The 13586-nt window shown below is 27.9% G+C and carries 14 protein-coding genes; 9 read left to right on the top strand and 5 right to left on the bottom strand.

Features of this window, described 5'->3' with window-relative positions; genetic code table 4:
- Nucleotides 1–115: 115 nt before the first annotated feature.
- Nucleotides 116–937 carry an IS1595 family transposase gene (locus ACFEL4_RS03915; RefSeq protein ID WP_375318152.1) on the bottom strand — a complete coding sequence of 274 codons (822 nt, stop codon included), beginning with the start codon at nt 935–937 and terminating at the stop codon, nt 116–118.
- 457 nt (nt 938–1394) lie between these two features.
- On the opposite strand from ACFEL4_RS03915, the gene uvrB reads away from it, so the two are divergent.
- A complete protein-coding gene (uvrB, locus tag ACFEL4_RS03910) occupies nt 1395–3362 on the top strand; it encodes an excinuclease ABC subunit UvrB (RefSeq protein ID WP_375318195.1) in 1968 nt (655 codons plus the stop codon).
- Nucleotides 3363–3836 (top strand): methylated-DNA--[protein]-cysteine S-methyltransferase, encoded by a 474-nt coding sequence (locus tag ACFEL4_RS03905; protein WP_375318194.1) that lies wholly within the window; start codon nt 3363–3365, stop codon nt 3834–3836.
- On the opposite strand, the gene ACFEL4_RS03900 is transcribed toward ACFEL4_RS03905, so the two are convergent.
- Entirely contained in the window at nt 3831–4217 is a 387-nt protein-coding gene (locus ACFEL4_RS03900) for a hypothetical protein (RefSeq protein ID WP_375318193.1), read from the bottom strand. The two genes, ACFEL4_RS03905 and ACFEL4_RS03900, sit on opposite strands and share 6 nt — an antisense overlap.
- Between ACFEL4_RS03900 and ACFEL4_RS03895 the strand changes: the two genes are divergently transcribed.
- Together ACFEL4_RS03895 and ACFEL4_RS03890 are read left to right on the top strand one after the other, a co-directional pair.
- The gene (locus tag ACFEL4_RS03895; RefSeq protein ID WP_375318192.1) at nt 4198–4740 is read left to right on the top strand and encodes a hypothetical protein; all 543 of its coding nucleotides are present in this window, start codon (nt 4198–4200) and stop codon (nt 4738–4740) included. The genes ACFEL4_RS03900 and ACFEL4_RS03895 overlap by 20 nt on opposite strands.
- Nucleotides 4635–5024 (top strand): IS1595 family transposase, encoded by a 390-nt coding sequence (locus ACFEL4_RS03890; protein WP_375317061.1) that lies wholly within the window; start codon nt 4635–4637, stop codon nt 5022–5024. Before ACFEL4_RS03895 ends, ACFEL4_RS03890 begins: the two co-directional genes overlap by 106 nt.
- 98 nt (nt 5025–5122) lie before the next feature.
- Here the strand turns inward: ACFEL4_RS03890 and ACFEL4_RS03885 are convergent, their stop codons facing one another.
- On the bottom strand, nt 5123–5920 hold the full coding sequence (locus ACFEL4_RS03885; RefSeq protein WP_375318191.1) for a hypothetical protein: 798 nt from the start codon (nt 5918–5920) through the stop codon (nt 5123–5125).
- A gap of 436 nt (nt 5921–6356) precedes the next feature.
- Here ACFEL4_RS03885 and uvrA point away from each other — a divergent pair, with 436 nt between their 5' ends.
- Nucleotides 6357–9227 (top strand): excinuclease ABC subunit UvrA, encoded by a 2871-nt coding sequence (uvrA, locus tag ACFEL4_RS03880; protein WP_375318190.1) that lies wholly within the window; start codon nt 6357–6359, stop codon nt 9225–9227.
- Between the two features lie 737 nt (nt 9228–9964).
- Nucleotides 9965–10111, top strand: coding sequence for a hypothetical protein (locus ACFEL4_RS03875; protein ID WP_375318189.1), 147 nt, complete (start codon nt 9965–9967; stop codon nt 10109–10111).
- Between the two features lie 107 nt (nt 10112–10218).
- On the opposite strand, the gene ACFEL4_RS03870 is transcribed toward ACFEL4_RS03875, so the two are convergent.
- The gene (locus ACFEL4_RS03870; protein WP_375318188.1) at nt 10219–10500 is read right to left on the bottom strand and encodes a hypothetical protein; all 282 of its coding nucleotides are present in this window, start codon (nt 10498–10500) and stop codon (nt 10219–10221) included.
- 86 nt (nt 10501–10586) lie between these two features.
- On the opposite strand from ACFEL4_RS03870, the gene ACFEL4_RS03865 reads away from it, so the two are divergent.
- A complete protein-coding gene (locus ACFEL4_RS03865; RefSeq protein WP_375318187.1) occupies nt 10587–10838 on the top strand; it encodes a hypothetical protein in 252 nt (83 codons plus the stop codon).
- 39 nt (nt 10839–10877) lie between these two features.
- Here the strand turns inward: ACFEL4_RS03865 and ACFEL4_RS03860 are convergent, their stop codons facing one another.
- Nucleotides 10878–11384 carry an MBL fold metallo-hydrolase gene (locus ACFEL4_RS03860; protein ID WP_375318186.1) on the bottom strand — a complete coding sequence of 169 codons (507 nt, stop codon included), beginning with the start codon at nt 11382–11384 and terminating at the stop codon, nt 10878–10880.
- A gap of 255 nt (nt 11385–11639) precedes the next feature.
- On the opposite strand from ACFEL4_RS03860, the gene ACFEL4_RS03855 reads away from it, so the two are divergent.
- Both ACFEL4_RS03855 and ACFEL4_RS03850 read left to right on the top strand, forming a co-directional pair.
- Nucleotides 11640–12461: an IS1595 family transposase gene (locus ACFEL4_RS03855; protein WP_375318185.1), complete on the top strand. Its 822-nt coding sequence runs from the start codon at nt 11640–11642 to the stop codon at nt 12459–12461.
- Nucleotides 12462–12567: 106 nt separating this feature from the next.
- Complete coding sequence (locus ACFEL4_RS03850) at nt 12568–13530, top strand: SGNH/GDSL hydrolase family protein (RefSeq protein WP_375318184.1); 963 nt, start codon at nt 12568–12570, stop codon at nt 13528–13530.
- The last annotated feature ends 56 nt before the right edge of the window (nt 13531–13586 follow it).

Genomic DNA, 13586 nt, shown 5'->3' with positions numbered 1-13586 from the left:
TAAAATTTACTTTTTTTAATAAATAATTTAAGGCTTTTCTCCCTTTATGTACTATTTTTAAATTTTATCACATAAATGCTGAGAAAAGCCTATCTACGGACTTCTCCCCACATTTTTAAATTAAACATAGCATTACAGTTTCAAAACTAGGTATGTTATTGAATTTATATGCAGCTTCTTTTGCATATAAATGAATATGATGTTTTGCAACTTTGATATGTGTTTTAAATGTTCTTCGTATATGTTTTCATACTGACTCAATTTGGTTGGTATTTACACCAGTTTTTGAAACATAGCCATCTTGATGGTTAACTGTTTCATGCTTAGTGAAAACCGATTTCAAATCGCGATATCCTTTTCAAGAATCAGTATGTACATCACACTTTGAAGAAATGTGGTTTATTGCAAACTGCAAAAGATTTTTACTGTTTGCGTTTTTCAATACTTTCACAATCAGATTGTTGGTTGTTTTTTCATAAATACCAACAATCAAGGTTTTGTTCAACAAGGATCTTCCTTGTTTTTTAAAACCCATATTTGAAAGATACATTTCATCCATTTGCACTATGCCCTCAACAATGAATTGAGGTTCTTGTTTAGCAATGGCACTTCGGATTTTATGACCCATTCTTCAAGCTGTTTTCAAGGTCACTCCCAATTCTTTTGCAACATCAGTTGATGGAATTCCATGTTTGGTGTTTATTCATCTAAAGATGAGATAAAACCAAGATATTAAAGGTGTTTGTGACTTTGAAAATATAGTGCCCGTGAGAATACTGAATGTTTGATGACATTTCAAACATCTCATTTTTCTTAAATTAGAAGTATTCAAATTAAAACTAGAACACCTAATACATTTGCTTTGTTTCAAACTTGCTATATATGCAAGACATTGTTTTTCAGTTTGAAAAGTATTATTGAACTCATTCAATTTCATTGTTTCCTCCACAAGTACATGTGGGGAGAAGTCCGTAATTTAATTAGAATAATTTTAAATACTGATTTTTTTTACGATGATTATATTTAAAAAAATTCACTTAAGTTAATTTCATAAATCCTAATTAAAAGTATTTCTTTTAATTAAAATGTAAATAATCACTATTATAATTAGTTTGTAAAAATAATACAAATGAGTAATTCATATTTTCAGTAACTATTATAACATCAAATTTAAGTTTTTTAACATAAGAAATAACGGAATTATAAACTTAGAGTGGATATCATCGTTAAGACTAAACACTAATTAAACTAAAAAATATATTCATAATAAATTCCTATAAAACAAACGTTTTTAACTGCTTGTTTTTCTTATTTACTGTTTAATAATTTAATTTAGTTAAAATAATGGTATATAGTAAATATAATAAACAATCTATTACTGAAGGAATGATAACATGTTTAAACTCGTAGCTCCATATCAACCAACTGGTGACCAACCAACTGCTATTAAAGAATTAGTAGCTGGTATTAACCAAAAAATTAAACATCAAGTCTTATTAGGCGCCACAGGAACAGGTAAAACTTTTACGATGGCTAATGTAATTGTCCAAGTTCAAAAGCCAACATTAATTTTAGTTCACAATAAAACTTTAGCTATGCAACTATATGGAGAATTAAAAACTTTTTTTCCTGAAAATCGTGTTGAATATTTTGTTTCATATTTCGATTTTTATCAACCCGAAGCCTACTTACCAAAAACTGATACTTATATTGATAAGAATTCTAAACAAAACCAAGAAATTGAAATGTTACGACTAAGTGCTTTAAATGGACTTTCTATTAGTAAAGATGTCATTGTTGTCGCATCAGTTGCTGCTATTTATGGTGAACAAGAACCAGCAGAATATAAAAACAATTTTTTTGAATTACGCAAAGGCCAAGCAATTAATCGGAAAGATTTACTTTTAAAATTAATCAAAAATGGTTATGTTCGTAATGATACTACTTTATACCCAGGAAGTTTTAGTGTGAAAGGTGATTTGATTAAATTAGCACCATCATGAAATGACCAATACTATTTGCGTATTAGTTTATTTGGTGATGAAATTGAAGAAATTGCCCGCATTGATACCTTAGGTGCTAATGTTTTAGAACGTTTTCCTTTTGTGACAATCTTCCCTGCCCAAAACTATATTACTAGTAAAAATCGTGTTGATAAAGCAATTGTTAAAATAAGTGAAGAATTAAAAATAAAATTAGCGCAATTGAAAGCCGATAATATGTTAGTAGAAGCCCAACGTTTAGAACAACGCACTAATCATGATTTAGAAGCATTAACTGAGTTTGGGATTTGTAGTGGCATTGAAAACTATTCTCGTCATCTCGAAGGACGATTAGCTGGGACACCACCTTTTACGTTAATTGATTTTTTTCCTGATGATTTTTTAACGATTATTGATGAATCACATATGACTATTCCCCAAGTGCGTGGAATGTATAATACTGATCGAAGTAGAAAAGAAACATTAGTTAAATATGGTTTTCGTTTACCTAGTGCCATGGATAACAGACCACTGAATTTTAATGAATTTTCTAATAAATTAAAACAAATCATTTATACATCAGCAACGCCATCTGATTATGAATTAGAATTAATTAAAGATGCACAACCACCATTTAATGTGCCTGTTCAACAAGTTATTCGCCCCACAGGATTATTAGACCCAACTGTTGAAGTTAAGCCAACAGTTAATCAGATTAATGATATTATTACGCAAATCGGAGAACGAATTAAAAATAACGAACGTGTTTTCATTACGACATTAACTATTAGAATGGCCGAAGAGTTAACTAACTTTTTACAAGAAAAGAAAATTAAAGTGGCATACATTCATAATGAATTAAAAACTCTAGAGCGAACGAAAGTTTTATTAGATTTACGAAAAGGAGTCTTTGATGTAATTGTCGGAATTAATTTATTACGAGAAGGTTTGGATGTACCTGAAGTTTCATTAATTTGTATTCTTGATGCTGATAAAAGTGGTTTCTTACGTAATACTAAATCTTTAATTCAAACCATCGGAAGAGCTGCACGAAATGTTAATGGTCATGTTATATTATACGGTGATATTATTACTGATGCTATGACACAAGCGATGAATGAAACTAAAAGAAGACGCGAGATTCAAATTGCTTATAATGAAAAACATAATATTATTCCCATTACTGTAAAAAAACCGTTAAGTGAAATTGTGAGTACCAGAGAATTAGATAATGATTTAAAACTATTAAATTCTAGTAAGGGGAAAGCTAAAATTATTGCTGATTTACGTGTGGAAATGTTACAAGCAGCTAAGGATTTGGAATTTGAAAAAGCAGCAACATTGCGTGATTTAATCTTGAGTATTGAAAGTGAAAAATAAATGATAGGAGAAAGTGCTTATGAAAAATATGGATATTTTAAAAGTAAGACTGGAATGATTGAAATCATTATTGAAAATGAACAATTAACTAACCTTAGCTTTGTTGATAAATCACAATTTATTAATAGTAAAGATGATATAGTAATTGCTAACTGTTTACAACAATTAGCAATGTATTTTGATAAAAAAATAACTAAATTTTCAGTACCGATGGGATTGAAAGGGACACCGTTTCAAGAATTAGTGTGAAGTAAAGCTTGTGCTATTCCTTATGGTACTACTTTAACTTATGAACAATTGGCTATTAATATTGGTCATCCTAAAGCAGTACGTGCTGTAGGGACAGCATTGGGTAAAAATCCGATTGCAATTATTGTACCTTGTCATCGGGTGGTTAGTAAAAATAAAAATATTATTAATTATCGTTATGGTAGTGATATTAAGATGTTTTTGTTAAAACATGAGCAATTATAGTTTATTAGTACTAGTTGATGGTGCATCTTGATTTGATGATGTTTCATGAGTAGAACATATTCTTTGTAAATCTGATATTTGTTCTGTATTATTTTTCATGATTTCTTCATGCGATGGTGATGGTTCTTTTGGTATTAAAGTATCTGAATTTAAATTATTCATGCTTGTGCTTTTTCGTTTATTAAGTAATGGAGGAATGAGGTAATTTTGATTTGTTATTTGACATGGTGGTTTATTGTCATTTGTAGTTGATACAAGAGCTTGTTTAAACTGTTTTGTATTAGTAGTCACAAGATCTAAAAATCAGTATTTTTTGAAATTTCATACGGACTTCTCCCCACATGTACTTGTGGAGGAAACAATGAAATTGAATGAGTTCAATAATACTTTTCAAACTGAAAAACAATGTCTTGCATATATAGCAAGTTTGAAACAAAGCAAATGTATTAGGTGTTCTAGTTTTAATTTGAATACTTCTAATTTAAGAAAAATGAGATGTTTGAAATGTCATCAAACATTCAGTATTCTCACGGGCACTATATTTTCAAAGTCACAAACACCTTTAATATCTTGGTTTTATCTCATCTTTAGATGAATAAACACCAAACATGGAATTCTATCAACTGATGTTGCAAAAGAATTGGGAGTGACCTTGAAAACAGCTTGAAGAATGGGTCATAAAATCCGAAGTGCCATTGCTAAACAAGAACCTCAATTAATTGTTGAGGGCAAGGGCATAGTGCAAATGGATGAAATGTATCTTTCACATATGGGTTTAAAAAACAAGGAAGATCCTTGTTGAACAAAACCTTGATTGTTGGTATTTATGAAAAAACAACCAACAATCTGATTGTGAAAGTATTGAAAAACGCAAACAGTAAAAATCTTTTGCAGTTTGCAATAAACCACATTTCTTCAAAGTGTGATGTACATACGGATTATTGAAAAGGATATCGCGATTTGAAATCGGTTTTCACTAAGCATGAAACAGTTAACCATCAAGATGGCTATGTTTCAAAAACTGGTGTAAATACCAACCAAATTGAGTCAGTATGAAAACATATACGAAGAACATTTAAAACACATATCAAAGTTGCAAAACATCATATTCATTTATATGCAAAAGAAGCTGCATATAAATTCAATAACATACCTAGTTTTGAAACTGTAATGCTATGTTTAATTTAAAAATGTGGGGAGAAGTCCGTAGATAGGCTTTTCTCAGCATTTATGTGATAAAATTTAAAAATAGTACATAAAGGGAGAAAAGACTTTTTTATATATTTTTATGTTTGAGGTGTCATTGTCATCAGTTTCAATAGTTGTTTTAGTAACAGAATCTGGTTTTCTAGTAAGAATAATATGTTGTTTTTTGTAAGATCCAATATTAAAATTAAATTTCAATGCTCCTCCTGAAGGTAAGACAAGTTCTTTATTATTAAGTTTGATTTCAAGAATATTTGGATCATTTTTTCAAAGATTCCTTTAATAATACTTGCTAATGTATTTGGAGCACTGCTGTTTGATGGTACATAATATTCAGGATAAACTGCAGCAAGGGCATTATAAGTTTGTTCAAAAATTGTTTGATAAACTTTAGGAATTTTAATAGTATTACATTCTCCAATAAAGTTATTGTGTTCACTAAGTATTTTTTTAAGTTTATCCATATTTTCTTTACATTTTTCAAACATTAAAAAAATGTTTTTTATATTTCCGTTTAGATTATTATCCGTGGTATTCTCTTGAAGAATAATAATCTTTTCTTCGGTTTTTTTAATTCAATCTTCACGAATTAAATCATTATATTTACTAATGTAGTTAGAAAGTTTTGTTTTTAGTTTAATTAATTTTTCCAATTTGTTTTCTATATCTTTAATTTTCATGAATTTAGCTAAGAAGAAAGTTCTATTAATAGTTTCTATAGCTTTATTTTTGTCAAGATAATAACTTGCTAATTTTGTTATCTTAATATGTAAAATAATATTAGCTTTTAATATTCTTATAAAATCATCACTTTTAATGATATTTTTGCTAATTTTTTTACTATCTTTTTTTTGTGCATAAATACCATATATATTCATTAAAATGGTATTGATTGTATAATCTTTAATATAATCAATAATGTTATAAAGATTAATTTCAGGTTCATTTGGTGAAGAAGGTATTTTCTTTGTTATTAAATTTGTTAAAAGTTTGTGTGTTTCTGCAATTTATATTTTTAAATCTCTTGGAATAAATAGAGTCTCCTTTTTTGTTTTTTTGACATAAAAAACCTAATTATAGCAAAATGTTATAATTAGGACTTAAAGTCTAAAATTAATTTTTAGTACTACTATTATAGTAATACTAAACTTATTATAAATAAAATTATAAAAAATAACAACTTAAAATATTAATTTAATACTATAAATGTTTTATTATCACTATTAACATCATTTTTCTAGGTTAATAATTATTGGTAAAATATTACGTATATAGTATAATTAAACAAGAAAATGAAAGTAAATGGAGGAACAAATGAATAATAATCAAAAATATATTACTGTTAAAGGGGCACGTGAACATAATTTAAAAAATATTGATATTAAAATCCCCAAAAATAAACTAGTAGTAATTACTGGAGTTTCAGGTAGTGGTAAATCATCACTAGCATTTAAAACGATTTATGCTGAAGGTAGAAGACGTTATGTTGAATCATTATCAGCATATGCCCGTCAATTTTTAGGTAATAATGAAAAACCTGATGTTGATGCCATTGAAGGTTTAGCACCTGCTATTTCGATTGACCAAAAAACAACAAGTAACAATCCGCGAAGTACAGTCGGAACAGTAACTGAGATTTATGATTATGTGCGTTTATTATATGCACGAGTAGGAACACCATATTGTAATAAAGGTCATGGTCCGATTAGCAGTCAAACCTTAAAAGAAATGGTTAACAAAGTTAGAACCTTACAAGATAATACTAGTATTGAAATTTTATCACCAGTAGTTGTGGCAAAAAAAGGTAGTCATCAAGAGTTATTAGTTAAATTAAAAAAAGAAAATTTTTTACGTGTTAAAATTAATGGTAAAATCTATAGTTTAGATGAAGAAATTGATTTAAACAAATCATTACGTCATGATATTGACATCGTTATTGATCGCGTTAGATTCATTAATAATGATAATATGATCTCTCGCATTCATGATGGTTTAGAAGTTGCTCTAAATCATAGTGGTGGTTTAGCTAAAATTATTCTAACTGATAATAATGAATCATGATTATTCTCACAAAAATATGCGTGTAAAGTTTGTGGATTTGCTATTCCTGCTTTAGAACCACGTTTGTTTTCTTTCAATGCCCCTAGTGGTGCCTGTTTTGAATGTAAAGGATTGGGAATAAAATTAGAAGTTAATGAAGATTTACTAATGCCTGATACTAAACTGTCCATTAATAATGGTGGAATTGAATACTATAAAAATGTGGTTGATACTAGTAATTTAGAATGACAACGTTTGAAAGTGCTTTGTCATCATTATTTAATTGATTTAAATCAGCCATTAAAAAACTTAACGAAAGAACAAATTAATTATATTATGCGTGGTAGTGATGAAATTATTAGTTACAGTTTAGTTTCAGCCAACGGTCGTAAATATCCTAATCATGATTATATTGAGGGAATAAGCACCTTAATTGAACGCCGATATTTAGAAACAACTAGTGATTTTGCTCGTGAGTACTATCGTAAATACATGAGTGAACGTACCTGCTTAACATGTAAAGGAACAAGACTAAACGAATTTGCTTTAGCAGTTAAACTTACTAATGAAAAAAATCAAAAAGTAAATATTAGTGAATATACTAACTTAGATATTGAAGTAAGTTTAACATTTATTTTACAATTAAAACTAACAAACAACCAACAAGAAATTGCGAAACTAATTTTAACAGAAATTATTAATCGCTTAAATTTTTTAACTAATGTCGGATTAGGTTACTTAAATTTATCACGAATGGCACAAACCTTATCAGGTGGTGAATCACAACGTATTAGATTAGCTACGCAAATTGGTTCACAATTAACAGGAGTTCTATATGTTTTAGATGAACCTTCGATTGGTTTACACCAACGTGATAATGCTAAACTTATTGAAACGTTAAAAAAAATGCGTGATTTAGATAATAGCTTACTAGTAGTAGAACATGATGAAGATACAATGTGAGCAGCAGATTGGTTAATTGATGTTGGACCCATGGCTGGAATTTATGGCGGTGAAATCATCGCTGAAGGGACACCCCAACAAGTAGCAGATAATTCTCAATCAATTACTAGTCAATATCTAAACGGCAGTAAGTATATTACCTTGCCAAAAACACGAAGAAGCGGTAATGGTAAAGACATTGAAATTCAAGAAGCACAAACTAATAACTTGAAAAAAATTAATATTAAATTTCCATTAGGTAAGTTTATTTGTGTAACTGGAGTTTCAGGTAGTGGTAAATCAACTTTAGTCAATGATGTTTTATTAGCCAGAATTCAAAAGAATTTAGGCATTAAAGGTGAACGACCAGGATTATGCAAAACTATAAAAGGTATGGAATTTATTGATAAAATTGTTCCTATTTCCCAAGAACCAATTGGTAGAACGCCAAGAAGTAATCCAGCTACGTACACTTCAGTATTTGATGATATTCGTGATTTGTTTACCCAAACTCCTGAAGCAAAAATCCGTGGTTATTCGAAAGGACGTTTTTCATTTAACGTATCAGGTGGCAGATGTGAACGTTGTTCTGGTGATGGTGTCATTAAAATTTCTATGCATTTTTTACCTGATGTTTATGTTACATGTGAGATTTGTGAAGGACAACGTTACAATAGTGAAACTTTACAAGTAAAATATAAAGGTAAAAATATTTTTGATGTGTTGGCATTACCAGTTGATTTGGCATTAAATTTCTTTGCTAATCATCCGAAAATTAGTAAAAAATTAAAAATGATGCAAGAAGTTGGATTAGGTTATATTACCTTAGGACAACCAGCCACGGAATTATCAGGTGGTGAAGCCCAACGAGTAAAACTGGCCAAAGAATTACAAAAACGAGCAACAGGTAAGACTATGTATATTCTTGATGAACCAACAACGGGATTACACGTGCATGATATTAAACATTTAATTGAAGTGTTAAATAAAATTGTTAATCATGGTGATACTGTGGTCGTTATTGAACATAACTTAGATGTAATTAAAGTTGCTGACTATATTATTGATTTAGGACCTGAAGGTGGTAAATATGGTGGTGAAGTAATTGCAACAGGGACACCTGAGCAAGTTGTAGCAGTTGAAAAATCTTATACTGGTCAATATTTAAAGAAAGTAATAACTCGTGATTTAAAACGAAAATAGAGTGTACTTTCAACACGTAGTAAACAAGAGTAAAAAATTTCAAAATATCTTTATAGGCTGTGTAGTTAGCTATGCAGTTTTTCTTTATAACACTTAAAATTTTATTTATTCCAAAAATAAGCATATTAAGAAGTCTATTAAAAAAATTATGTAGAATATAACTGGATTAAGTATCATAAATATTAGGGGAGTGTTTTATATGCCAATTGTTACAGTCAAATGCTATTTATCGTCATGTGAAAAAGAGCAAACATTTGATTCTTTGTATCGTGATAAATTTCTATATTGCAGTGGAGAATGCTATCAAAAATCATTCGATAACACAATAACAAAATATGAACAAAAATAAACATATGAAGTAGTATTGTTATACCTATTTAATTTTAATTAAGTAACTTCATTGTTGACAAACAATAAATAAAAACTGTTATATGATTCTTTCATAAATTAAATATAAGTTTTTAAACCAATGCTTTAATTTTCAAAGTAAATGGTTTTTTTAAATTACTAAATTGTAAAGAGGAGTGTATTATGAGTAATGAAAACATTGCTTCAGATAAATTTATGAATTATATATAAAATTTAATTAAAGAAAGATTAAGAAAAAAGTTAGACAGGAATATTGATTTTGCTCTTTTTGATGAAATTAAAAAAGAATATAAAGAATTAGACAACAAAATTAAAAAAATAATCAATGAGTTGTCAACAATGTACCCTCCTCTATTTCTGATGAATTTATGAACAATAGAGAAGATTTTTTAAAAAAGTTAGTAGAAAAATTAATTAGCCTTAAATCACAAAAAAACAAATTAGATAATAGAATTATTAAAATGGTTAGTAACTTAAAATTATTTGAAAAAATTTTATTTAGAAAAATTTTGTAGAAGTCATGTAAAATGGTATAATTAATTTTTAACAAAAGTAGTGATACATGATAGAATGTTACTTATATTAATAATTGACATTCAAGATTTTAATTAGTCAACAAAAATTAATTATAAATGCGACGTGATAGTAAAAATTGTTCCATTACTTCCTTTTCTATAAAATTAAAACAATTAATTATATCTTTTAAAAAAGTAGTTGCTACTTTGGAAAAAAGAGTATACTTTTTAAAGTTTAATAAAAAAATTCTTAAAATGGACTTAATAAGTTTTGGTTCTGGTTTAATTGGTATAATTTTAGGAATCCTAAGTATTTTGGCGCTTCAACCTTTTTGAAATAGTGATAAAGCATCACTTTGACTCACTGTTATCGCAATTTTATTTGACATTACCAGTTTTATTTTTGCTTTTATGCCTTTTTTTAATGTACCGTTTAATTAGAATAAAAAAGACTTTAATCAAACAAAATATAGTATTGTATCGAAAAGACCAAATAAGTATTTCGCTTGATTTTATAAGTTTTTTCTTAGGTTTTATCGGTACAGCTTGTGAAATTATTAGTATTATTGTTCTTTTACCTGAATTTAATAATACAGTTTTTTCATATCAAATTACGATTGCTGCTGTTATTTTAGATGTTATTAGTTGTATTACCTGTTTAATAGCAATATTAATTACTATTAATATTATTAAAGATTATCGAAAAAGAGGGAATTCCATTATTTAATAAATTTTATTAATATTTCATTATTTGTTAAAACATCTTTTAAAATATATGAATCTCAATGGCCTGGATAAACTTGATATTCTTTATTAAGTTTAGTCAATTCAAGTAATGACTTTTTAAAATACTCATAATCACAATAAGGAATGCCATGATAACCAATTTTATCTTTAAAATAGTATACCCAATAAAGACAGCATTTAACTCTTTAATTAAAATATACTGACTACCAGGGGTGTGACCAGGAATATGCTGACATAAAAAGTCATACCCAATTAACTTAAGAGCAGTACTGCCAATAATAGGAATCAAATTAATGTTGGTTTTAGTTGCTTCACTAATTTGTTCATGGTCAACTAACATTTTGTAATATGGATGATGATAAATAAAGTTTTCATCTCATTGATTAATATAGACAGTTAATTGAGGATATTGACTAATTAAAGTATTTAAACCAATAATATGGTCCCAATGACCATGAGTAATAATAACAGCTTTTAATTGTAATTTTTCATTTACTAAATAGCTAATAATTTCTTTAATACACATTCTTGTTTATTAATAATAAAATATGATTTTTGATTGTTAATCATAGGGTTGATAAATTCTTTTATCATTAAATAATTTCCTTTCAATAGTAATTGTTTATATATGAAATTGTAACATATTAGTTTGAAAATTATTTGTTTGTCTCATAAATTTACTCATATATGAGAATAAATTTGGTATTTGTTTTCTTTAGGTATTATAATTTAAGTAAATATATTTACGGACTTCTCCCCACATGTACTTGTGGAGGAAACAATGAAATTGAATGAGTTCAATAATACTTTTCAAACTGAAAAACAATGTCTTGCGTATATAGCAAGTTTGAAACAAAGCAAATGTATTAGTTGTTCTAGTTTTAATTTGAATACTTCTAATTTAAGAAAAATGAGATGTTTGAAATGTCATCAAACATTCAGTATTATCACGGGCACTATATTTTCAAAGTCACAAACACCTTTAATATCTTGGTTTTATCTCATCTTTAGATGAATAAACACCAAACATGGAATTACATCAACTGATGTTGCAAAAGAATTGGGAGTGACCTTGAAAACAGCTTGAAGAATGGGTCATAAAATCCGAAGTGCCATTGCTAAACAAGAACCTCAATTCATTGTTGAGGGCATAGTGCAAATGGATGAAATGTATCTTTCACATATGGGTTTTAAAAAACAAGGAAGATCCTTGTTGAACAAAACCTTGATTGTTGGTATTTATGAAAAAACAACCAACAATCTGATTGTGAAAGTATTGAAAAACGCAAACAGTAAAAATCTTTTGCAGTTTGCAATAAACCACATTTCTTCAAAGTGTGATGTACATACTGATTCTTGAAAAGGATATCGCGATTTGAAATCGGTTTTCACTAAGCATGAAACAGTTAACCATCAAGATGGCTATGTTTCAAAAACTGGTGTAAATACCAACCAAATTGAGTCAGTATGAAAACATATACGAAGAACATTTAAAACACATATCAAAGTTGCAAAACATCATATTCATTTATATGCAAAAGAAGCTGCATATAAATTCAATAACATACCTAGTTTTGAAACTGTAATGCTATGTTTAATTTAAAAATGTGGGGAGAAGTCCGTAGATAGGCTTTTCTCAGCATTTATGTGATAAAATTTAAAAATAGTACATAAAGGGAGAAAAGCCTATATTTATTCAAGGAGGAAATATGAATCATCGTCAATTGTTAAATGTTAAAGCACAACCAACAATGTATGTTATAGGTGATAGTTTATCAGACACTGGAGCATTAGTTAGTGGCGCAACTGCATTATTTAAGCATTTAAAAATGCCTAAAATCGTAAAAATGTTACCACCATTTTATAATAATTCGTTCAGTAATGGTCCTGTAGCAATTCAAATTGTAGCAGAACACTTAGGAATAACCTTAACTTCAGGTTGAAAATTTGAAGTATTTGGTTTTAGTGATGAGCAAATTGGTAATAATTATGCCTTTGTTGGTGCATTAGCAAGTAAAATTAATGAATTTGGTGTTGACTCATTTATTTATAATCATTTTGATAGTTATCATCAAGTACAAGCGTTAGTGCAACAACATCATTTTCATGAAAAAGACTTAATTTTTATTGGCATTGGTGGCAATGATATTCTCCGTGCTATTAAAATTAAAGATTTAATTGAACAAGAAAAAATAATTGATAGTGCCATTGAGGCTTTAAATTACAATATAAAACTATTATTGGAAAAAGGAGCAACTAATATTATGGTTGCTAATGCTCCTGATATTAGTATTGTTCCATTATTTAAAAATAATGATACTGTTAAAACTCGTGCCTTAGCGTTAACTAAGAGATTTAATAGCGCACTATTTACGATGATTGATACAATTAATAATAAAAGTAAGACCATTGTTAAATATGATTTATTTACTAGTATGCACAATGCTATGAATAAATTTAAAAGTCTCAATGAAAATCATAATACGATTGATGGAGCAGTTAAAACTAACTTTAATTATTTTATTAAAGATGGTGTTATTACTACTCATTTTAATAAGGGTGTTAATGAATCTAACATTGATGAATATTTCTTTTTTGATGATGTCCATCCTAACAAATGAGTTCATAATTATATTGCTCAAGATATAATTGCCCTTATTAAGAATAAATAATCAAATCAATAATATTAAATTTGTTGTTTCACCAATTTTTAAATACCAAGGACAAT

Origin of the sequence: Spiroplasma endosymbiont of Virgichneumon dumeticola (genome assembly GCF_964264745.1) — a bacterium.
Lineage (GTDB): Bacteria > Bacillota_I > Bacilli_A > Mycoplasmatales > VBWQ01 > Spiroplasma_E.
The sequence above is the reverse complement of the archived record's forward strand: the minus strand, read 5'-3'. Positions and strand labels throughout refer to the sequence as shown.